18 protein-coding genes and 5 pseudogenes are annotated in these 21,973 nt (G+C 59.2%); 12 read left to right on the top strand and 11 right to left on the bottom strand.

Annotation, left to right across the window (positions count from 1 at the left end; translation table 11 throughout):
* Window positions 1–58: 58 nt before the first annotated feature.
* The 3 genes from KUF59_RS07310 to KUF59_RS07300 are packed head-to-tail and all read right to left on the bottom strand — an operon-like array spanning window position 59 to window position 2,781.
* Window positions 59–1,105, bottom strand: coding sequence for a hypothetical protein (locus KUF59_RS07310; RefSeq protein ID WP_258769055.1), 1,047 nt, complete (start codon window positions 1,103–1,105; stop codon window positions 59–61).
* Window positions 1,106–1,137: 32 nt separating this feature from the next.
* On the bottom strand, window positions 1,138–1,947 hold the full coding sequence (locus KUF59_RS07305; protein WP_258769054.1) for an ABC transporter permease: 810 nt from the start codon (window positions 1,945–1,947) through the stop codon (window positions 1,138–1,140).
* A 9-nt stretch (window positions 1,948–1,956) separates the two neighbouring features.
* Window positions 1,957–2,781, bottom strand: a complete 825-nt coding sequence (locus tag KUF59_RS07300) for an ABC transporter permease (RefSeq protein WP_258769053.1) — start codon at window positions 2,779–2,781, stop codon at window positions 1,957–1,959.
* Window positions 2,782–2,883: 102 nt separating this feature from the next.
* Here KUF59_RS07300 and KUF59_RS07295 point away from each other — a divergent pair, with 102 nt between their 5' ends.
* Window positions 2,884–3,999: an ABC transporter ATP-binding protein gene (locus KUF59_RS07295; RefSeq protein ID WP_309500943.1), complete on the top strand. Its 1,116-nt coding sequence runs from the start codon at window positions 2,884–2,886 to the stop codon at window positions 3,997–3,999.
* A 486-nt stretch (window positions 4,000–4,485) separates the two neighbouring features.
* On the opposite strand, the pseudogene KUF59_RS07290 reads toward KUF59_RS07295, so the two are convergent.
* Window positions 4,486–4,776: pseudogene (locus KUF59_RS07290) on the bottom strand (transposase domain-containing protein); the annotation flags it as partial.
* A 175-nt stretch (window positions 4,777–4,951) separates the two neighbouring features.
* Here KUF59_RS07290 and KUF59_RS07285 point away from each other — a divergent pair.
* The 10 genes and pseudogenes from KUF59_RS07285 to KUF59_RS07250 all read left to right on the top strand — a co-directional run.
* On the top strand, window positions 4,952–5,299 hold the full coding sequence (locus tag KUF59_RS07285; protein ID WP_258769052.1) for a transposase: 348 nt from the start codon (window positions 4,952–4,954) through the stop codon (window positions 5,297–5,299).
* A complete protein-coding gene (tnpB, locus tag KUF59_RS07280) occupies window positions 5,296–5,661 on the top strand; it encodes an IS66 family insertion sequence element accessory protein TnpB (protein WP_258769051.1) in 366 nt (121 codons plus the stop codon). Before KUF59_RS07285 ends, tnpB (KUF59_RS07280) begins: the two co-directional genes overlap by 4 nt.
* Before the next feature lie 42 nt (window positions 5,662–5,703).
* Window positions 5,704–7,088, top strand: a pseudogene (gene tnpC / locus KUF59_RS07275) (IS66 family transposase); the annotation flags it as partial.
* An 87-nt stretch (window positions 7,089–7,175) separates the two neighbouring features.
* On the top strand, window positions 7,176–7,571 hold the full coding sequence (tnpA, locus tag KUF59_RS44290) for an IS66-like element accessory protein TnpA (RefSeq protein WP_408918076.1): 396 nt from the start codon (window positions 7,176–7,178) through the stop codon (window positions 7,569–7,571).
* Entirely contained in the window at window positions 7,568–7,747 is a 180-nt protein-coding gene (gene tnpB / locus KUF59_RS44010) for an IS66 family insertion sequence element accessory protein TnpB (RefSeq protein ID WP_309500942.1), read from the top strand. Before tnpA (KUF59_RS44290) ends, tnpB (KUF59_RS44010) begins: the two co-directional genes overlap by 4 nt.
* Window positions 7,683–7,916, top strand: a complete 234-nt coding sequence (gene tnpB / locus KUF59_RS07270; RefSeq protein ID WP_258769050.1) for an IS66 family insertion sequence element accessory protein TnpB — start codon at window positions 7,683–7,685, stop codon at window positions 7,914–7,916. Before tnpB (KUF59_RS44010) ends, tnpB (KUF59_RS07270) begins: the two co-directional genes overlap by 65 nt.
* A 70-nt stretch (window positions 7,917–7,986) precedes the next feature.
* Window positions 7,987–9,636, top strand: coding sequence for an IS66 family transposase (gene tnpC / locus KUF59_RS07265; RefSeq protein WP_258769049.1), 1,650 nt, complete (start codon window positions 7,987–7,989; stop codon window positions 9,634–9,636).
* Complete coding sequence (locus KUF59_RS07260; protein ID WP_258769048.1) at window positions 9,633–9,884, top strand: hypothetical protein; 252 nt, start codon at window positions 9,633–9,635, stop codon at window positions 9,882–9,884. The genes tnpC (KUF59_RS07265) and KUF59_RS07260 overlap by 4 nt, the downstream gene beginning before the upstream one ends.
* A 37-nt stretch (window positions 9,885–9,921) precedes the next feature.
* Window positions 9,922–10,134: pseudogene (locus KUF59_RS07255) on the top strand (transposase domain-containing protein); the annotation flags it as partial.
* A gap of 158 nt (window positions 10,135–10,292) precedes the next feature.
* Window positions 10,293–10,478: pseudogene (locus tag KUF59_RS07250) on the top strand (transposase); the annotation flags it as partial.
* Window positions 10,479–10,586: 108 nt separating this feature from the next.
* On the opposite strand, the gene tnpC (KUF59_RS07245) reads toward KUF59_RS07250, so the two are convergent.
* From tnpC (KUF59_RS07245) to KUF59_RS07220, 6 genes are all read right to left on the bottom strand, one after another.
* Complete coding sequence (tnpC, locus tag KUF59_RS07245; protein WP_258769047.1) at window positions 10,587–12,191, bottom strand: IS66 family transposase; 1,605 nt, start codon at window positions 12,189–12,191, stop codon at window positions 10,587–10,589.
* Between the two features lie 71 nt (window positions 12,192–12,262).
* On the bottom strand, window positions 12,263–12,616 hold the full coding sequence (tnpB, locus tag KUF59_RS07240) for an IS66 family insertion sequence element accessory protein TnpB (RefSeq protein ID WP_258769046.1): 354 nt from the start codon (window positions 12,614–12,616) through the stop codon (window positions 12,263–12,265).
* Between the two features lie 10 nt (window positions 12,617–12,626).
* Window positions 12,627–12,992: an IS66-like element accessory protein TnpA gene (tnpA, locus tag KUF59_RS07235; protein ID WP_258769045.1), complete on the bottom strand. Its 366-nt coding sequence runs from the start codon at window positions 12,990–12,992 to the stop codon at window positions 12,627–12,629.
* A 470-nt stretch (window positions 12,993–13,462) separates the two neighbouring features.
* Window positions 13,463–15,214 carry an ABC transporter permease subunit gene (locus tag KUF59_RS07230; RefSeq protein WP_258769044.1) on the bottom strand — a complete coding sequence of 584 codons (1,752 nt, stop codon included), beginning with the start codon at window positions 15,212–15,214 and terminating at the stop codon, window positions 13,463–13,465.
* 370 nt (window positions 15,215–15,584) lie between these two features.
* Window positions 15,585–16,676, bottom strand: coding sequence for an ABC transporter substrate-binding protein (locus KUF59_RS07225; RefSeq protein ID WP_258769043.1), 1,092 nt, complete (start codon window positions 16,674–16,676; stop codon window positions 15,585–15,587).
* Between the two features lie 509 nt (window positions 16,677–17,185).
* Complete coding sequence (locus tag KUF59_RS07220; protein WP_258769042.1) at window positions 17,186–17,881, bottom strand: aspartate/glutamate racemase family protein; 696 nt, start codon at window positions 17,879–17,881, stop codon at window positions 17,186–17,188.
* 910 nt (window positions 17,882–18,791) lie between these two features.
* On the opposite strand from KUF59_RS07220, the pseudogene KUF59_RS07215 reads away from it, so the two are divergent.
* Window positions 18,792–19,782: pseudogene (locus KUF59_RS07215) on the top strand (IS5 family transposase); the annotation flags it as partial.
* 546 nt (window positions 19,783–20,328) lie between these two features.
* Here KUF59_RS07215 and KUF59_RS07210 read toward each other — a convergent pair.
* Entirely contained in the window at window positions 20,329–21,867 is a 1,539-nt protein-coding gene (locus KUF59_RS07210; RefSeq protein ID WP_258769040.1) for a porin, read from the bottom strand.
* Window positions 21,868–21,973: the final 106 nt, after the last annotated feature.

Genomic DNA, 21,973 nt, shown 5'->3' with positions numbered 1-21,973 from the left:
GCCCAGGAGCTGTCCTTTCACACTCGGCCACTCCCTGCGAGGTGTACCGCCGCTCATATCACCACAACCATTTGCCAGCGTCGTCAATCTCCCAAGTTTCGTATTCGGGCTTGGCCTGGCGAATTACCGAGACGCGGCCGTTCAAAAGCCTAGCCGCCATCACAGGAAATTCGAACATTGCGGATCTCAATTCTTCCGATGCATGGCCCGGGAATGGCAGAAAGGAATAAAGCTTGATCCGAGTCTTCGCGCCGCCCCTGTCAAGCTCGAATTGTTGGTTGCAGGCGCGCAACAAAGTGACGATGAATTTCGCGATTGCGTCTGAATCGGCTCCAGCTACCTGCGTATCCTGCTTCAGCTCCTGCGTGTACTGAATGGCCAAGCCTCGCATGGCCTGGCGGAAGATGAAATAAGTGATCTGCTCGCCAAAGAGCTGGAACAAGCAGTCGATCGTCGTGCGCACGTATTCGCGTGACCAATTGCGGCGCGCCTTCAGCATCCGCGCTTCGGGCCAGATTTTAGCATCGAGCTGGGGAGCTTTTGCGGAGTTGAATTCAGGCGTCCGATGAACGACCTCGAACCGGTACTCTTCGCCTGGCAAAAGCTCCCGGTCGTATTCCTGAAAGTATCCTTCGTCGTACGGCTCACCTTCCATGATGAACTTGGTGGAAACCCAGCCAAGCCGCGGGCACCGCATGAGCTTGCCATTACGCGGATGCCATGCAGTGAATATCCGCCTTCTCAGAGAACCCGGAATCGCCAGCATCGTCGTTCCCGGGTAGGTCCACATTGGCGCGGTGTAGCGGATCCAGACCTTCTTTGGGCTCTCCTCGATGTAGTCCATCGTGAGGCCGCCGATCATGTTTGTGAAGTAGTGATACTTGGCAGCCTTGATCGCTGGCGGTTCTCCATCGTCGATCCCAAGCTTTCGTAGGCCCTGTTCGTAGAATTCCGACTGATGCTGCCGAAGGAGCAGGACCCACAAGTCTCCGAGTGCCGCCACGCCCTTCTCTCGGTATGTCACTGCACCGAGCGCCGAAAAGGTGCGCCCCCAAAATTTCGCAGCAAGCTCGCAGTCGGTCCTGAGACGATCAAGATCTTCCATGTTCGTAAGTTCCATTTTTTGTGGTAAGAGAGCTACTTTGGTGCCGCGCGACTGCGCGTCAATGCGACTCCAACAAGAGAAATCACGATCGAAAGCACGGTCAGGATCGTTGCGATGGCCGCGAGTACCGGGGCACTCTCCCATCTGATGCTCGAATACATCTTGACCGGCAGGGTCATCGTAGTCGGGCCCGTGATGAACCAGGCAATGACGACCTCGTCAAAAGACATGAGGAAGGCAAACAAGGCTGCCGATACCAGCGACGGCGAAAGCTGGGGCAGGACAACCTCGCGAAAGACCCGGAAATACCTCGCCCCCATGATGACAGCGGCGCGTTCGAGCCTCTCGTCGAGCTGCTCGATCCCGGCCCTCACCGTTAACACCACGAATGGAACGGAGTACATCGCGTGAGCAAGAACCAGTCCCGTCACCGTCCCTGAAAGCGATATCCGCAGGTAGTACAGGTACAGTCCGAGCGAAATCACCACGAGCGGCACGAGCATTGGACTCATGATAAACAGCACGAGAATACGCTTGCCAGGGAATTCCGTTCGCGCCAAGGCATAGGCACCTGGCACGCCGGCAAGCATCGCAATCATCGAAGCAAGGACTGCGATACGTGCACTACGATAGGTGACGAGCAACCAGTCCTGGGACCCGAAATAGTCGCGGTACAAGTCGAGGCTGTAGTGAGCCGGGGGAAAGACCAGCTCAACCCGGTTTCCGAATGACATTGGCGCGATAATCAAGATCGGAAATAGCAAATACAGGTAAAGCAATGTTGCCAGGGCAATCACGATTGCGCCCTGGGCAAATGCACCGTCCTTTGCAACACGATCCATGGATTCACCTCAGATTAGCGACTTGCTGCCCTGCACCTTGCCTAGCAGCAATAACAGCGTGCCACCGGCAGCAAAGAGCAGTACGGCGATTGCCGAAGCCACCGACCAGTCGAGCGACTCGCGCGTGTAGAAGTCGATAAGATTCGCCACCATCATGTCGTGACGCCCGCCCAGTAGCGCAGGCGTGACAAAAGATCCGAGGGAAATGACGAAGCACATGATGCCGCCCGCGAGCAAGCCTGGCAGGCTCAAAGGAAACGTGACTTGCCAGAAAATCCTGAGATCCGAGGCACCCATTACGGCGGCAGCTCTTCGCAACTCCAGGCTTTGGCCGAGCAAGTTGGCCAGCAAGGGGAAGACAACAAACGGTACCAAGTAGTTGGTCATCCCGACCAGCACGCCGACGCGATTAAACATCAGCGGCAATCTCGGCAGGCCAAGAGCCACGAGGCCGTTATTGACGAGACCGTGCTCGCCGAGCACGACCACGAACGAGTAGCTCTTCACCAAGATGCTCGTCCAGAACGGAAGCAGTACGAGGACCATGAATAAGGGTCGCCAACGGTCAGAGACCCTCGAAAGGTGCAGTGCGATTGGGTAAGCAAGCACGACGCTCAGGAGCGCGGCGGAGAAGGATATCTGGATAGTCGTCCAGGTGACCTTAAGAAAGAGAGCGCTATTAAAAAGCTCGGTATACGCCTTGAGCGAAAGGTGTTCGCCTCCCAAGCTATTGTAAGTAATGAAAGCAAGCGGAAGCAGCAACCCGAATGCCATTAGGGATGTGACGGGACCTAGGAAACCGACAAGTTCCCGGCGCCCTATGATGTCCGTCATGCGCACGTCCAACCTTCTATATCGGATTGCAATATAGCCGATCGTTATGCAATATGCTACTATCCGGTTTACGAAACAAGATATTCGGAGGAAGCGTTTGAGATGGATACGATGTCGCGAATGAAAACGGCGTTGGATTCGCCGACGGTTCCTGCAGTGCAGTTTCTCGACGTCATGAAGAACTACGGCAACGTCGTTGCACTAAACGACATCCGGTTGTCGATCGGCAGGGGCGAGTTTCTCACCCTTCTCGGCCCCAGCGGCTCGGGGAAGACTACCCTCCTGAACATGATCTCGGGCATGGTAACCCCGACGAGCGGTCAAATCCTGATTGACGGACAGGACGTGACCAGGGTGCCGCCCCGGGAGCGCGGGCTCGGCATGGTCTTCCAGAACTACGCACTCATGCCGCACATGACGGTCTTCGATAACGTTGCCTTTCCTTTGCGCATTCGCAAGGTGAACCGCCAGGATATTGAGCGGCGTGTCATGGCTGCTCTGGAGATCGTTCGCTTGACGGGTTTTGCCGAGCGAAAGCCGAAGGAACTGTCAGGGGGACAACAGCAGCGCGTATCGATTGCCCGTTGTCTCGTATATGAACCTCGGCTCGTCCTAATGGACGAGCCTCTCGGCGCACTCGACAAGAAGCTTCGAATCCAGCTGCAGTTTGAGATCAAGAAGATCCATGACGAGCTTGGCGTCACGATCATCTACGTGACCCATGACCAGGAAGAGGCCATGGCGATGTCCGACCGGATATGCGTGATGAACCACGCGCGTATTGAACAGGTTGGCACACCAAGGGATCTCTATTTTCGGCCAGCGAACGAGTTCGTGGCCGACTTCCTCGGTGAATCCAATATCGTTACGGGCACGGTCGAGAAGATCACTGACAGCGTCGCTTGCGTCCAACTGGCGGAGGGCTGGAGGGTTTCCTGCGCGGCCGCAGAAAACCAGGCCGGCATCGCGGCACGCGTGAAGATCATGGTGCGCCCCGAGTCCCTCCGAGTGACCCCGTTCAAACAGCAGTCTGGCATCGGGATGCAAGGCACCGTCGAGGATCTCGTGTTCGTAGGTCAAGCGGTGAGATACGTGATCTCGAGTGGAGCGCTCCGCCTGACCTCCCTGAACAATAGCGGCTACGGCAGCCCGACATTTGCGCGAGGCGACGAGGTCTGGGTGGATTGGTCTCACGACAACTCTATTGCGATCCGATAAAGTAGTGGACTGCAAATAGGCAGCCACTGGGAAATTTGACGCTTATGCGCAAGATGTGCACGTCGCCTTGAGGGCGCTCACCACATCCGCGTTCCGGGGCCTCCCGACGCGGATGGTGGCTATGGCGCAGGCTTGTGGGCCGCGAGCCCACCACGTGCTCGTAGACTGCAAGCAAGTGTCGAGGGGGCGACTGATGCTGCTGCCCAACGATGCTGCGGAGTATGGCGGACCTTCCTCACCGGATCTGGGCTACCCGAAAGTGAAGGCCTGTTGAGCATGAGCCGGCTCGTCGCTGGCCACTGCTCGCGCATGCTGCTGGGCGGTCCAGATCCTCCATTGGCAACACACGATAGCGCATACACAGTTCAGGTTACCATCCCTTAAGAATCAGAGTTTGGCAGAAGCTTAGTACGCATACGACGAAGGCCGCCTTATTGACGCATGCGCGCGGGCGTGGCGAGCTGTATGACAGCGTTGGGGTGAAGGTCAGGCGGCTTGCTGATCGTCGGGCTTGCCGGCTTGGCGCAGAAGCTTCCATTCCCAGGGCAGCAGTTCGTGCAGACGCGACGCAGGAAGATCGGCGATACGGGCTAGGACGTCGGCGAGCCAGGCCTTGGGATCGACGTCGTTCAGGCGACAGGTCGTGATCATCGTCAGCATGATGGCGGCGCGGTCGGCGCCGCGCAGGCTGCCGGCGAAGGTCCTGTTGCGCCTCCCCAACGCGATGCCGCGTAACGCTCTTTCAGCGGCGTTATTGCTGAGGCAGATCCTCCCATCGCCGACGAGCGGCGTGCCGTGCACAAGGAGAGAAGCAAGCCGCTGCTCGACGATAGTAAGCGGCAAAGAGCCCCCATCTGGCGGAATGGGTGAGCGATCAGCTATGGGCTGCTGAGTTTATGAGCCGATGTGAGCTTCTATGTCTGCGACTAGTTCTGGAACTAGAACCTTCCACATGATTGAAGCGGTCGCCGAGCGTCTTGAGGGAGCGCCGCGGCAGCTTCGCCGCCGCTGGTCGGACGAGTTCAAGGCGCAAGTTGTGACAGAGGCGCTGGAGCCTGGCGCGAGCGTATCGGCGATCGCCCATCGGATCGGCATTCACCCGTCGCAGCTCTTCGCCTGGCGCCGTGATGCTCGGGCCGAGCAGGATTATCGCTTGCGGCACTCTAGTTGCGAGGGTGTGGTGGCTCCTGTGGCAGGCTCAGTAATCGAGATTGCCATTGGCAAGGTGGTCGTGCGCGCCGGCGTCGATGTCGACGAGGCGCATTTGCAGCGGGTGATCCGGGCGGTCCGTTCGGCATGATCCCCTCCGGTGTGAAGGTGTTCCTCGCCAGTCATCCGGTCGACTTCCGCAAGGGCATCGATGGCCTTGTTGCGCTTGTGCGCGATGCCGGCTCAGATCCGTTCGACGGCGCGCTTTACGTGTTCCGGGCCAAAAGAGCCGACCGAATCAAGATCGTATGGTGGGATGGCTCCGGCGTGTGCCTCTATTTGAAACGTCTTGAAAAGCTGGCCGCGGATCGGGCATCACCGGGTGCAGCTCACCTCCGCGCAGTTGATGGCACTGGTGGATGGGATGGACTGGAAGCGGGTCCGGGCTATGCCGGTCAAGCCGCCGGAGATTGTTGGGTAAAAGCGCTGCGGCGAAGTGAATCAACGGCCTGAAAGGGTGAGAGAACCGGAGCAAAATGTGCTCTGGTCGGGTCAATGACGCCGCCGAATCTCGACCTCCCCAATGACGTGGAGACGCTGAAGGCCATGGTGTTTGCCATGGCCGAGAAGGCGGCCCGTGTCGATGCGCTGGAGAGCGAGGTCGACGATCTCAAGGCCCACAACGCCGATGCCGATGCGCGCATCGCGCGGCTGACGCAGATCCTGAAGGCCTTTGACCGCGCCCGGTTCGGCCGACGATCGGAGAAGCTCGGCTCTGCGAGCATCGATGACGAACAGCAGGCCTTTGCCTTCGAGGAGATCGAGACCGGCATTGCTGCGATCAGGGCACAGGTCAACAAGGGCTGCGAGCGTGCGGATGGCAAACGCGCACCTCGTCGGCGCAAGGGCTTTGCGTCCCATCTGGAACGGATCGAGGTTGTCATTGAGCCGGAAGCGTTGGCTGAGCATGCCGACAAGCAGAAAGTGCTGATCGGCGAGGACGTGTCGGAGCGTCTGGATGTGGAGCCCGCCAAGTTCCGCGTCATCGTCACGCGCCGTCCCAAGTATGCCTTCAAGAACGAGGACGGCGTGATCCAGGCGCCGGCCCCAGCCCACATCATCGAGGGTGGCATTCCGACCGAAGCCCTTCTGGCCCAGATCGCCGTCTCCAAGTACGCCGATGGCAGCCGCTCTATCGGCAGGAAGCCATCTACGCCCGGGACCAAGTCGAACTTGACCGCCAGCTGATGGCGCAGTGGATGGGCAAGCTCGGCTTTGAGCTTGAGATCGTGGCCGACTACATCTTCAGCGAGGTCAAGAAGGCGGATCGGATCTTTGCCGACGAAACCACCTTGCCGACTCTCGCTCCCGGCTCCGGATCGACGAAGACGGCCTACTTATGGGCCTATGCCCGAGATGACCGAACCTTTGGCCGCGGCGGTCCGCCGATGGTGGCGTATCGCTTCGAAGACAGCCGCTCCGGCGAATGCGCGGTCCGGCATCTCAATGGTTATCGCGGCATCCTGCAGGTTGATGGATACGCCGCCTATAACAAGTTGGCGCGACCCGATCGCGGCAATGATGGCATCACGTTGGCCGGCTGCTGGTCACACAGCAGGCGCAAGTTCTACGAGCTGCATGTTGCAGGAAGCTCGAAAGTGGCAACGACCACGGTCGAACGGATGGCAAAGCTCTGGCAAGTCGAGAAGACCGTGCGTGGCCAAAGCCCCGACGCACGCGTTGCCGCGCGCCAGCAAGCCTCCGCAGCGGTCGTCGCAGATCTCTTCGATCTCTGGCAGCAGACCTTGCGGCGGATCTCCGGCAAATCAAAACTGGCCGAGGCAATACGCTATGCCGTCTCGCGCCGCCCCCTCTTCGAACGCTTCCTCACCGACGGCCGCATTGAGCTCGACTCCAACATCGTCGAGCGCGCCATCAGAGTATCTCTCCGGCGAAGGCCGCCTTGTGTAGTTTGCGAGGCGGCCTGAGGATTTGACCTTAAGTCTAGCTTTAAGGTCACGTCGGGAATGCAGGTCAATGTGTTGGGCGCCGAGCGTCGGCGGCGATGGAGTTACGACGAGAAGGTCCGCCTTGTCGAAGAGACCTTGCAGCCCGGCGAGACGGTCTGCGGGGTGGCACGCCGGCACGGGGTGGCTCATGGCCTGCTGTTCACCTGGCGTCGACAAGCGCGCCAGGGGCGACTGGGCGGAGATGCTGCGCCTGCTCTTGTTCCCGTCGAGATCACACCTGTAGCGGCTCCGATCTCGAGCGGCGCACCACAACTGGCGTCTTCACCGCCTGCGCAGCGTGCAAGGGCTGGAATCATCGAGATTGAGCTCGGGGGCGGCTGTCGTGTTCGCGTTGACCGTGACGTGGACGTTGAGGCGCTGCAGCAGGTTCTTGAGCTCTTGCGACGACGATGATTCCGATTCCGAGCGGCGTCAGAGTCTGGATCGCGACCGGCCATACCGATATGCGCCGCGGCATGCGAAGCCTGGCGCTTACGGTTCAGGAGAGCCTGAAGCGCGATCCCCATGCCGGCGATCTCTACATCTTCCGGGGGCCGCAACGGCGATCTGGTCAAGATTCTTTGGCATGATGGGTTGGGCATGTCGCTCTATGCCAAGCGCCTGGACCGAGGCAAGTTCATCTGGCCTTCGGCGTCGGACGGCGCGGTATCGATCTCAGCGGCGCAGATGGCCTATATGCTGGAAGGGATCGACTGGCGGAATCCACAACTGAGCTGGCGACCGAGAAGCGCGGGTTGAGCACAAAATCCAGCAGATTTTGCATTTTTGGGAAGTCCCAACGCTTCCAATCTGTGATTCATTGTGTCGCATGGATGCAGAGCGTGACGCTGTTCCGGATGACATTGCCGCCCTGAAAGCGGCGCTGGCAGCCGAGCGCGCGAAGGGTTTGGAGATCGCAGCTGAACTTGCGGTCGCCCGCGCGAAGGCGTCTGAGGACGAAGCGCTGATTGCCCAGCAGAAGCTGCAAATTGCCAAGCTAAAGCATCAGATCTACGGCCAGCGGTCGGAGCGTTCGTCGCGCCTGATCGAGCAGTTGGCCTTGACGTTCGAAGAGTTGGAAAGTGACGCCACTGAAGGCGAGCTGGCGGCGGAGCGCGCTGTGGCCAAGGCGACGACGGTGCGCGGATTTACGCGCAAGCGCGGCGAACGCCAGACCTTCCCCGAGCATTTACCGCACGAACGAGTGGTGATCGAGCCGCCGACGGCCTGCGAGTGCTGTGGCGGCAATCGTCTGCGCAAGCTCGGCGAGGACGTGACGAGGACACTGGAAGTGGTACCGCGCCAGTGGAAGGTGATCGAGACGGTGCGGGAGAAGTTCTCCTGCCGCGACTGCGAGAAGATCAGCCAGGCCCCGGCGCCATTCCATGCCGTCGCACGGGGATGGGCCGGCCCGAGCCTGTTGGCCATGATCATGTTCGAGAAGTTCGGCCAACATCAGCCTTTAAACCGCCAGGCTGAGCGCTACGCCCTGGAAGGTGTGCCGATCTCGCTGTCGACCATGGCGGACGCCGTGGGATCGGTCAATGCGTCGCTGGATCCCCTGCTGCGCCTGGTCGAAGCCCATGTCATGGCGGCCGAGCGCCTGCATGCCGATGATACGACGGTGCCGGTGCTGGCCAAGGGCAAGACCGATACGGCACGCTGCTGGATCTACGTCCGGGACGATCGGCCGTTTGGTGGCGCCGGGCCGCCGGCGGCGACGTTCTACTACTCCCGCAACCGTAGGGGCGAGCATCCCCAGGCGCATCTGGCGGGGTATGCCGGCATCCTGCAGGCCGACGCCTATGACGGGTACAACCAGCTCTATCTGGCGGGACGCCACCCTGGACCGATCCGGGAAGCGGCGTGTTGGGTCCATGCGCGGCGCCCATTCTTCGCCATGGCCGATATCGAAGAGAATGCGCGTCGCAAGGCCACCGACAAGAAGGAGATCCCGCTCTCGCCCATCGCGGTCGAGGTCGTGCGGCGGATCGATGCGCTGTTCGAGATCGAGCGCTCCATCAATGGCAGGAGCCCCGAAGGGCGTCTGGAGGTGCGACAGACGCTGGGCCGGCCTCTGGTCGAGGACCTTCAGGTCTATATGCGGGAGCAGCTCGCCAAGCTGTCCCGTGGACACGACCTGGCCAAGGCGTTCAACTACATCCTGAAGCGATGGGCGAGCTTCATTCTCTTCCTGGAGGACGGGCGGGTTTGCCTCTCCAACAATGCCGCCGAAAGAGGCTTGCGAGGCATCGCTCTTGGGCGAAAATCCTGGTTGTTCTGCGGCTCTGATCGCGGCGGACGGCGCGCGGCTTCCATGTATAGCTTGATCGTCACGGCCAAAATGAATGGCGTCGATCCACAGGCCTGGCTCACGGATATCCTTGCCCGTATCGCCGCCCACCCAGCTCATCGGCTGGACGAGCTTCTGCCCTGGAATTGGACGCCGGCATCAGCGTTCTCCGCTCGAGCGGCATGACCACGCACGTCAACAAGGTTCATTACGTCACCACCATTACCCAGGTCGCAAAGGACCTCGCTGAAGACGAAGACTGGCTGCGCGACATTGCCATCGAAATGGAGATCGAGGACGGCCTGATCTGGGTCTATGGCGTCGGCGAAGATGGTGTTCAGGCGTTCACCGACTTTGGCATCGAAAACCTGATCGAGCTCGTCAGGTTCTACAAAGAAAACCCCAAGCTGCTCACGCGATGGCAACGGGAATGATCCAACCAGCCTGCTGGCCTACGCCGGATGCGTACCCATCAGACCACAGACAATTACAAGAAAGAATAGCCTCTTCGCGGGCAGCGACGGCGGCGGACGAACCTGGGCGACCATCGCGACGCTGCTGCAGACGGCGAAAATGAACAACGTCGATCCGTTCGCCTGGCTCAGCCTAGCGCTTCAGCGTATCGCCAACGGCTGGCCGAGCAGCGAAATCGACGCGCTTATGCCATGGAACCATGCCGTGTGACGGCCGCAGCTTGCCGCTTACGGACGACTTCGCCCGCTTCCTCGATGATCACCTTCGCCCTCGAAATCGTCATAGCGCTTCTCCTAGGATTCCCCCTAGGACCTGCAGCGTAAGCGGTCATTTCCCGCCACCTTGTTGTAGTCGGGCTGGCCTGCAATATGCGTTCAGTCACGAAGAGAGCGGATCGCAGCGTGATTACGGATGTCGTTGACGCACTACGGGCTCAGGCCCGGCGCCGTCGTTGGTGCGACAATGTCAAGGCACTGATCGTGGCGGAATCCTTTGCACCGGGCGCGGTGGTGTCGGAGGTCGCACGTCGGCACGAGATCTTGCCGCAGCAACTTTCGGCCTGGCGCAAGGCGGCCCGCGACGGTTTGTTGAAGCTGCCGGACGGCGCCGAGCCGGTGGCGACCAGGCTCTCCGGAACGGCCGCGATCCAGGATCCGAGCTCGTCAAACGGCGAGGTGTGTCGCGTGCCCGTTGACCCACGCCCAAGGCATGAGTTCATCCAGGCGGGAGGTTGGCCAGAGATTGACAAGCTTGGTGAGAACGTCGGTCAGGTAGGCCTGGGGTTCGACACCGCAGAGCTTGCAGGTCTCGATCAGCGAAGCGATACAGGCCCAGTTCTCCGCGCCCTGATCATGCCCCGCGAACAATGCGTTTTTACGATTGAGGACGAGAGGGCGAATGCTTCGCTCGACTATATTCGAGTCGAGCTCGATGCGGCCGTCATCGAGGAACCGCGTGAGCCCGTCCCAGTGGTTCAAGGCGTAGCGGATATGCTCAGCGATCGTCGCCTTGCCCGAGACGCGGGTGAGTTGATGCTCGAACCAGGCCTTGAGCGCCAGCACGAGCGGCTTGCTGCGTTCCTGGCGGACGGCATGGCGTTCATCGGCGCTGCGCCCCCTGATCGTCTTCTCGATGGCATAAAGAGCGGCGATACGCTCGAGCGCCTCGCTGGCGATCGGGGCAGGACCGGCCTGGACAACGTCGAAGAACCGCCGCCGCAGGTGCGCCCAGCAGAAAGCCAGCGTGATCGCCGCGTCAGGCGCGGTTTCGGCAATGGTCTTGTAGACTCTATAGCCGTCGCATTGCACGATGCCGCGATAGCCGTCGAGCAGCTTGAGCGCATGGACGGCACCACGACCGGGCGCATAGGTGTAGGCCACCGCCGGCGGGTCGGTCCCGCCCCACGGCCGATCGTCGCGCGCGATCGCCCAGAAGAAGCCCTTCTTGGTGCGGCCGCGGCCAGGATCGAGCACCGGCGCCGTGGTCTCGTCGACCGCGATCTTGCCCGCGGTCAAGATGATCTCGCGCAGACGCAGCCACAGCGGATGAAGCTCCGCGGCCGCATAGCCCACCCAGAACGCAAGCACCGCGCGCTTGATGTCGATGCCCTGCGCCAACAGCATCTGGGCCTGCCGATAGAGCGGCAGATGCCAGGCATATTTGGCGACCACCACATGGGCGACCATCGCCTCGGTCGGCAGACCGCCCTTGATCAGCCGCTCCGGTGCCGGTGCCTGAACCACGCCATCCGTGCAGGCCCGGCAGGCATATTTTGGACGATGCGTGACGATAACGCGGAACTGCGCCGGAACGACATCGAGCCGCTTCGATGCCTCCTCGCCGATCACATGCATCGGCGCGCGGCAGCACGGGCAGTTAGTATCTGCCGGGGCAATCGTCACATCGATGTGCGGCAGATGGACCGGAAGCGCGCCGCGACTGGTGCGACGCTTGTCGGCGCGCCTGTGAGCGCTCGCAGGATCCTTCTTGTCCTCGACCGCCTCGTCGCCGGCCATGGCTTGCTCGATGTCCTCGAGCGCCAGCTGCAATTGCTCAGGATCGAGCTTCTCCGAGCTGCGGCCGAACTGCGCGCGTTGCAGCTGGCGCAAGAGGTGCCGCAGGCGATCCATCTGCGACAGCGCGTCGTCGCGCTCTGCGATCGCAGCGTCGCATTTTGCGATCGCGCTGTCGCGCTCCGCACGCGCTGCCGTAACCAGCGCTCGCAACGCATCGATATCGGTCGGAAGCTGATCTGCGGTCTCGCTCACGCCCCCACTCAATCTGATTCGCGGGCCGTTGTAGAATACCGCCGCCGACTTGATTCAATCCGCCGCAGGGCTCACGACGTTGCGGTCGGCGGCGCAACGTCGTGGGCATGCAGACGCGACCAATCCAGGCCGTCCATCAGCGCGGCGAGCTGTGAGGCGGAGAGCCGCATCACGCCATCGCTGATCGGCGGCCACCGGAACGCGCTATGCTCCAGCCGCTTCCACAGCAGCACAAGTCCGGACCCGTCCCAGGCCAAAATCTTCAAACGGTCCGCTCGCTTCGAACGGAAGACAAAAATCGTTCCCGCGAATGGATCATGGCGGAGTTGCTCGCGCACCAGCGCGGCGAGACCGTCGGCACCTTTGCGGAAGTCAACTGGCTGGGTCGCAACCATGACCTTCACGCCCGCCGGCGCCCCGATCATATTGCCGCCCTCACGGCCCGCAGCACATCGCACAGCCATGTCGGGTTAACCGGTTAACCCCGGCCGCCGCGTGAACCACCGCACCGCCAATCTCGATGATGATCGTTGTCGAGCTCTGTGTTGCCGCTTCCGCGACCGTCCCTGCGGGGCGCCGCTCCGTCACCACCGGAACGAACAGGGGCGTCCCGTCGGCCGGCAGGCTCAGCATGCCGGCGCGCGCCGCCTTGCGCCAAACGAACAGGTGTTGCGGCGAGATACAGTGCCGGCGCGCCACCTCGGACACGACCGCGCCCGGCGCATACGACTCCGCCACGATCCGCCCCTTGACCTCGTTGCTCCACCGCCGGCGATGTCCCGCACCGACCTGGATCTCCACCCGGCCCCGCGGCTCAGAAGCGTCAACTATATGCTCAACCATATATGCGAACCGAACTGTATGTGTTGGCTCGCATCTTGCCGATCAGCCCGAACTCCACAATGTGGGGTCAGAGCGCCGCTTACCCTGCAGCGATCGCGTTCGTCAAACAAGGCGGCCCTCAATGGAGGGATATCCTACACCGGATGCGTACGTTCTTGCTGCTGTCGAGATCAGACCTACGCGGCACCGGTAGTACCGGACCGCGCCATGGCACTTGCCGTTGAGCCTCGGACGCGTACGAGCCTCGTGGATAGGCAGTTAGCGGAAGGGCATAGGGCTACACTATCCGCGGGAACTCGCGAAAACGCGGACAATGGCGAATGATTGTTGCGCCTCGGCCCAACCAGGGGTTCTGGAGCCGTTGGATCGTTCAGGCCTCCGAGTCGATGACGATTTGTGACTTGGAGGTTCCATAAGTTCAGATGCACTCATGTGTTTGGGAGCGAGCGCTCGGGTTGCCCTCTCAACCTGAGACGCCACCATGCGACATAGAGAACGATAAGCCAAAGCACTGGCAGAAGAGTCAGCAATGACCCGGCTGCTGCGATCGTCGGATCGATTGTATTATTCATGTTCTCCCACATTTTCATTGGCAACGTCTCTATCGCGAACCCGCCGACGAATGATGTGATCACGATCTCGTCGAACGAATGAATGAACGCGAACACTGCGCCAGCGATGATCCCTGGCCGGACCAGCGGTAGCGTCACCCTTAAGAAGGTCTGTAGTGGGCCCGCCCGCATGCTCTTTGCCGCTTGTTCGAGCCGCCAATCGAAATTAGCCAGAGTCGCCGAGACGATAACTACGACAAAGGCCAATGAGCCAACAGTGTGTGCTAGGACAACACCGAGCCTCGTTCCGACTAGTCCGAAATTGACCAATCCGAAATAGATCGCGACGCCCACGACGACAACTGGAAAGGTGATCGGCGTCAGCACTATCATCGTCAAAAGACCGCGCAACCGGGGAAGAGTCCGGGCAAGACCGTATGCTGCAAGCGTGCCGACGATGGTCGATAGGATAGTTACCGCAAGTCCGATTTGAATACTGGTCCAAACGGCACTGGTCCAGGGCTGAGCACTAAAGAAGGAACGGTACCATTGCAATGAGAGCTCAGAGGGCGGAAATTCCAAATATGGCTTGCCGCTGAATGACATGACAATGACGACGAACTCGGGAAACAACAAGTAAAACAGTACGAGCGCGACAAACACAGTGCCTGCGATTTTCGACCAGGGGCTGCCTCCCCCCGCCCTGTACAGTTGGGCGATCCAGCGCTGCGCCCGATACGGAGCAAAAAGCTTGTTAAGAAGCCTTGTCACCGCGCCGAACACAGCGAGCCGGCTCCGCCGGCCACGCTCGCCTGAAAAATCCAAACCAACCATCGAGAGCACAAGCGCGGCGATCGCCAGAAGCATAAAGGCCGCTGTGGCGATATACGACAAGTCGAAGGAGTTTCTGACCTGCGACGCAATGAAGCTCGACAGCATGGCATCGCGTAACCCACCCAATGCCGCAGGAGTAATATAGAAGCCGAGACAGACGATAAAGACAAGGAGCGAACCGCTGCGCACACCCGGCAAGGTCAGCGGGAAAAACACGCGCCAAAAGGCGGCAAACGGCCCCGCTCCCATACTGCGGGCTGCCGCCACCAATGATTGGTCGATCCCTTGCATGACGCTGATGAGCGGAATGATCATCATCGGCAACATAATATGCACCATGCCGATATAGATTGCCGAACGATTGTAGATAAGCGACAGCGGATTCGAAATCAGTCCAAGGTAGACCAACAGATTGTTGATCAAGCCGTGCCCGCCCAGGATCAATATCCATGCGTAGGTGCGCGCCAATCCGCTAGTCAGATACGGCACAATAACAAGCACTATAAGCGCAACGCGTATGCGTTTCGGGGCAGCCACGATCAGATAAGCCATAGGATAGCCGATGATGAGACAGATGGCTGTGGCTACGACGCTAATCTCGATGGTCTGGAGCAGAACAATTACGTTCGCCCGCTGGGCAAAAAACGCCTGATAATTGGCGACAGAGAAGTCTGGCGCATTTAGAGTGGTGAGGAAGAGCCCGACGATCGGTATCCCGAAAACCGCCAGTAGAATGGCGAATGCAGGCACGGTGAGCCCGATGGGCATCCGCCAGAACTTCTGAAATGTGTTCATCCGCTTTGCTCTGTAATTACCTCATACCGCCGCAAAGCGGATACCGGGCTTCAACCAATCCAACCGCGATGTCGGTCGTCTCGACGAGTCATGCCCAACAAGCAGGCTATCGCTGACGCGTACTTGCCCATACATTTTCGTAAAAAAAACTGGACTCGATTTGCGCGGGGTTGGACATCTCTTGCGATGGTATCCACCTAAAAGTGGGATGGATAGTTCGATATTTCCGTTCACTCTCGACACTCCAGAACGGTCAGATCAGTAGAATATGACGCCTCCTAACCGCGCTGCGGAAGCGTCGTTCGGCCATCTATGGCAATCGGCAACCACCCATCAGGCGACAGATTGCCGTCGCTTAGACTCGTTGGATTTAGCGAAGAATCCACTCGTTCCAGCGCTGAATAAGCCGCTTATAGTTCGTAGTGCCATCCGAGCCGGCCTCAAGATACCACTTTGGATCTGCCACAAAACTGGTCGTTTGGTAGGCGGGATAGGACGCTAGTTTGCGGGCCAAATCTTCTGGCAGTAGCTTATAGGCGTTACTGTTCGAGGGAGCCTGGGTGTATAATTTGGCATAGGCTGCTTGTCGATCCGCGCGACTGGTGAATTCGATGAACTTTTGCGCATTTTTCACATTGGGGCTACCCTTTGGGATGACCCAGAAGTCCCAAGTCAACTTAGCCTGATTCCGACTGATCTCGATTGGCGCACCCTGACTGATTAAATTGAGCGGCCGACTATCGTAAGACATGGCTATTTCAGCTACACTGTCGCGCAATATTTGCTCGTTTTCGGATCCGTTCGTCCACCACTTGACGACATGAGGCTTGATTTTATCCAGGCTGGCGAAAACGCGGTCAACGTCGATTGGATAAAGCGCATCCACAGCCACGCCATCGGCCAACAGAGCTTCTTCCCACGGACCCGCATATCCGTATTGACCGGTCTGCAGCGACCGAGAGCCAGGATATTTCTTCACATCCCAGAATTCAGCCCAATTGGTCGGGCGAGGTCTATCAGCTGGGAAGACCTTGGTGTTATAAACCAAATTGTAAGAATAGATCCAGCTACCGAAGCCGAAAGGGTTCTTACAATAATCAGCGATCGCGTTTAGCTCATCGCGCTTGAAGATCGAATAGTCGACCTTCTCCAAAAGATCCTGCTGAGCCAGAATAAGGCCGGAGGCCGCGCTCCGCACAACCACATCTACCGTAACGCTATTTGACTTCACCATCAGCTCAACCTGAGATCCGGTGACGTCCTGAGTGATCGGCGTCACCTTGACCCCGGTCTCAACCTCGAAAGGCTTCACATACGCCTCCACTACGGCCTTGCCAAACCCCCCTCCACCTACGACCACCCTCAGTTCGCCCGATGATTCCGCCAGCGCCTGGCCGGGAATTCCTAACGTGACCGCGCCCGCCGTTGCTGTTGCGATAAACTCACGCCGCGTAAAGGTCATAGTACTCCCCTCCTAAAGAAGCTTCTCCATGACATTCTAGAAGCCTTGAAAAGCAAAAATCGGCACATGGAATCGCTTTGCTTTTGGATTCCTGCAAAATTAGCACCACGCTCGCAGTTAATCGACATAGCTATAGGGACGTCGTTGCGATCATCGCAGGAGAAAGAAGACTGCCGATATCGGCTGGAGCCGAAGCTGACGAGCACCAGCACTTGCCATGGTCGCATGGCTCACTGTGCCGCAAAAACTAGAGCCCGGACCCTGCGCCGAAAGATGCACAAGCAAGCAAGAGCAAACCTTTAAGCGTTCGGCTGCACCATTCACGGATGCCGGCCTGCGGGAGGCACAGCCTCCCACTGTCGTTCACATCGCACAAATTCGATCCGGCAGAGCTCAAGCTTCAACTGAGCACTCGCTCGCGAGCTTGACCTATTGCGCGATCCGCGTCGAGAGAACCGCTTCGCAGCTTACCGATCATAGGCGCTCTTCGAGTAGAGTAACAACTGCCCTCAAGCAACCGAGGCCATGGTCATCCGGCAGAGGTCCGTGACGTCATAGACCGGCAACCTCGTGATACGACGAATGGCCGACGCAACTGGCGGAAAGCCAGTGCATTCACACAGAATAGCAGCAACACCCTCGTGCGCAACTTGAAGCCGCCCGAGGCAGGCGACGACATCCGCCTCAATTTCCGAGGTTTCCGTGTATGGCGGAGGACGCACCATCTCATTCTGCCACAGTTTGCCGCCTTCAATACCACCAATCACCACCCTCGCACGCTGGGCAGGGTCTTCAATGCCAAGCAGAGCTTCATCACAGCACGATGAATCGGCGGTTAGAATGACGAGTTTACGTCTCACCGGCAGTTGGCGCAGCAACGTGGGCAAGAGAAGCAAGCTCGAGAGCGCCACAGGAACATTCACCGCGGCTGCTACGGAGGACTGATAGCGCATAGAGAAGCCGCAGTTGGAGCTTATGGCGACGGCACCTTGCTCGACCAAGCGCCGGGCAGCTGCGACGTAGGCGGACTCAAGCGGTGGATCGCCGCGGATCACGACATCGGCCCAAGCCCCCTCAACAATATCGGATATGACAGGGAAGGAGAAAGTTGTCGGGTGCAGGATAGAACCGGGCCTCGATTTGGAAGGCGTGCCCCCTCTTTCGAGACACAAGATTCCCAGAGGGCGAGAGTGTTGCAATGTCATCACAGCATCATAGTGTATTCTTTAGCCGAATTCCTGCTTTGAGGACCGTCAGGCCGCTGAAATACTGCGCCCGTTCGGCGGGATACGAGGCTCGGTGCGAGCTGATTGTTGAATGCATTCCGGTTAGAGAGGACAGTTTGCGTAGATAATTGAGGTTAAGTGGAGGTATGCACGCTTTTCGAAAACCCGTTCATCCACGACGGGGTGAGTCGTTGGCGGTTTGAGCAATCCTTCAAGGGTGACTGTTCTTCGGTCGAACTGCTATCTTACTACAATACTCAGCTTACGAGACGAGATGGCGTTCCGTTCGGCGTCCGTCGCCAATTCATATACAAGCCACAGGAATACCATGCAGTTATGTCGTGTTTGCGAGCTGGCGGAGGCTTTCCGCCGCCCTCAAGAACATCTGGCCGCGAACGGTCACCAACGAGAACGCGACCGCGTCGCGCGCTGAGAACAAATTAACCCGGCGAACCGCTGTTGCGGCCGGTTCCGCTACGCGCCGGCCTAGTCAATCAATCAACTGCCCGCAAGGCCGCAGGGTTAACGGCTGAAGAGCATACCAGGGACATATTGAGGATGGCGGAGGATCTCCTCGATAAGCGAGTCGCGCTCCAGGTCGAGAATGTTTTAGGCATTGGACGACACACACGAGGCTTTGCCCCTGATCCAGACAAACGCTTGTGCCAGCGAATTCTGCCGCTTCACCCCTGGATCCCCTCTCGGCCGGTGTACGCCTAGCTGCTCGAAACACTGCGGCTCTTCTCGATCAACAAGTCTCTCACGATCGAGGAATTAGGCGCGTCACTCGACGTCCTCATGATGAGCCCAACTAACAGGCTGTTGAAGAAGTCGGTAGCGGAGCGTTTCGCATCGTGATTCTCTGGGACGAGAATTTCGCTGGGGGGCGATGCGGGGGAGTGACGAACAGTCCGGCTCGCTTTTCAGTGATTTGGACCTGGAGCTCGAGTTCGCGTCGGCCACCCGCTACGGGTTGGTGAATGCGGCGCTGGGCGACCTTACTGGGGAGTTCGGCAAGCTCTATACGGACTTCGGTCGCCCCTCGATCGCACCGGAGAAGTTGCTTCGGGATGCTCCTCCAGGCGTTTTATGGGGTTCGCTCGGAACGGCATCTGATGGAACGGATAGAGTTCGATCTTCTGTTTTGCTGGTTCGTTGGGCTTGGGCTGGACGATGCGGTTTGGGACCATTTGACCCTCTCGAAGAACCCCGCCCGGCTGCTCGAAGGCGAGATTGCGGCCAGGTTCTTGAAGCGCTTTTGGCGCAGCCGGTCAAGCGTCTGCTATCGAGCGATCACTTCTCGGTGGATGGTACGTCGATTGAAGCCTAGGCTTCGATCAAGAGCTTCCAGAAGAATGATGGCAGCGACAAGACGAGGATGGTCCGGGACGCAACACCGAGCGCAGCTTCACAAGGAGAAGCGATCGAACGGGACCCATGCGAGCACGACCGATCCTGAGGCGCGGCTCTACAAGAAGTCAGCCAGCCAAGCTAAGCTATATGGGCCATGCTCTGATGGAGAACCGCAACGGTTTAGCGGTTTTGGGGGAGGTGAGCCAAGCGACTGGCACGAACGGGAGATTGCGCTTGCCATGATCGACAGGCGCCGGTACGCGAAGCGGATCACTCTGAAGGCGGACAGGGCCTATGATGTCACGCGGTTCGTGCACGACCTGAGAAATGAAATCGGGTTACCTCGCGTTTCGCGGTTGATGGACATCTGAGTAAGACCGGCAAGCGCGCACCCGGCGATGGACGCGCGTACCACGCGTCACAGCGGCTACGACGTCAGCCAACGCTGCGGCGTGGATGCCGTCTTCGTCCTAGCGCTTGCAGACTACAAGCCGATCCGGCTTCCCAAGCCGCTGGCGACACCGGCTGAGCATTCGGGGCAGATGGCAGGTCGTCGAGACGCCGGGCTACGACATGGCCTTGGCGGGCGCCTACATCCTGTTCGATGAGGCCGGGGCGAATTCGCCTTCGATTGCCTCACTGGCTCCATTCATGGAGCCAGCCACGGCGATACCGTCGTGTTCTGCTGGCAAGGAAACGACGAAATGGAGCCAGCCGAGGGTGACGGTTGGGCCGAACTAAGGGATGACGGCTCACTCGAAGGGGAAATCTGCTTCCTCAACGGTGACAACATCCCATTCATCGCGCGCCGTTCAAAGACTTCTTCAGCAGCCTGCTAAAGCGTTTGCGCTCCGACTAAGTGTCCTTCGAATAACGACCGCCAAATTGCTTCTTCAAAGATAAGGACGCGCGGATTTGCCAATTCTATGCGGCGCAAGAACCAACTCCCGCCACGTAATCGAAGTGGCCTTCAAATTGGAAAGGCCTCCGGCGGGCATGCCGAAGGCCTTCTTGGAGGTTAAACTTAGATCATAGAGCCGCTTCTATTCTCCTTATGCTGGTTTGACAAAACTTCACCAGTTGCGCTGCGCACGAATCAGCAGTGTGAGGCTGTTCTGGTCCTTCAGCTCGTACACAGCACCCGGTTTTGCGATACCCGACTGCAGCGGCAGGGTCACGGTGCTTCCGCTCGCGTACTTCTGGTCGAGCATGGCGTAGGCGAGATCGGCCGAGAAGGTCAGGTTCTTGACGGGGGTCCAGCGTGTGATCAGACCGACGACGCCATAGTTGAAGTCAGGATTGCAGCCGGCAGGACCAGTTGAGAGCCCGAGCGTCGCCACGAACGCGCCGCAGATGTAACCCTTGGCCGTACCGTTGTATCGTACAGCACCCAAACCACCGTAGATGGCGGTGTTCCAATATGGGCTCCAGTTGTGGGTGTAGGCGCCATTGAAGCCATATGACGTGGTCAACTGCTGGCCAGCGCCAGCGACGAACACGGAGTCAGAGAGACCAGCAAGACCGACGCTCTGGTAAGCACCCCCCAAGCCCGTACCACCGTAGATCGCGTAGGTAGACGCCGTATAGGGGTGGAAGTTGTAACCGGTCGCACCGTTCGTATACACGCCTTGCACGTTGATCGTGTCACCCGCGCCTGTCGGAATGTTCTTGATCGACAACGCGAGCTGACCAGCCCAGCCCCACTTGTCCCCAGGATGGCCGGTCGTTTCGTCGGCACCATAATAGCCAGCATGGTTGTCATGAGCCGCAACCGACGCCTGGAAGAGGCCCCAAGCCTGATCGACGCGGAGCATCGCGACGAGATCTGGAGCTCGCGAAGCACCGATGTTGTTGGCACCGTAGGCTCCGGTAGCGAGACCTGCAGCTGTTGCGCCGCTCACATTCCAGATGTTGGTTGTATCACGGACGACTTGGTCCTCAACCGAGAAGGAGGCCGTGATGCCTTGACCGAAGTCAGCGGTATACGCGAACTGGTTCACGATCTCCCAGCCGCCGCCGCCCGGCAGACCATCGTAGGCGTTGCCTGGATAATTGGTCCAGGGAGAGGAGAATTGCGACTGCGTTCTACCGATCGTAAAGCCAGCAAACTGCATGAACGCGTAGTAGATGTTGAGCGCACCGCCTGTGATCGAGCCAGTGCCGCTCGTCCCGACCGCATTTCCAGTATAGGCCGTCGAGCCATTCGTTGCAGTTGTACCGGCTCCCGTATAGCCGCCCGAAGTCCAGGTAAAGACCGCGTCGGCAAAAGTACGAAGCACACCGTACTCGGTCGCCGTGCGAGTATCGACACTGAAATCGGAGCGAGCTCTGCTCGTATAGTAGTTGCTTAGGCGATTGTGTGCGCCTGCAACGCTGTTGTTCGCCGAACCGTAAACAGAGTTGCTGCCCAGCACTAGGTCAGTGCGGATATAACCGCCTAGCTTAATGCACGTGTCACTGCCCGGGATGTAGTAGAAACCGGCACCATACAGCGAACAAATCTTTACGTATTCGACCGCCTTCGCCTTCACAGGGAGGTCGGCGGCCTGTGCCCCGCCCCCCGCCAACACTGCCGCAGAGCCAAGGATTAGGGTTTTCGCTCTTAGTTTCATCGATGAACCTCCGGTTGGAAATGTCGTTCCAATCAATCAAAGATCCGCCACCACAACCCCGCCCTAAGGGCCGGCGCTTGACGGAACGACTTCGAGGCGCCCCCTC

The organism is Bradyrhizobium arachidis (assembly GCF_024758505.1).
Taxonomy (GTDB): Bacteria; Pseudomonadota; Alphaproteobacteria; order Rhizobiales; family Xanthobacteraceae; genus Bradyrhizobium; species Bradyrhizobium manausense_C.
This window is presented reverse-complemented; position numbering and strand designations above follow the sequence as displayed.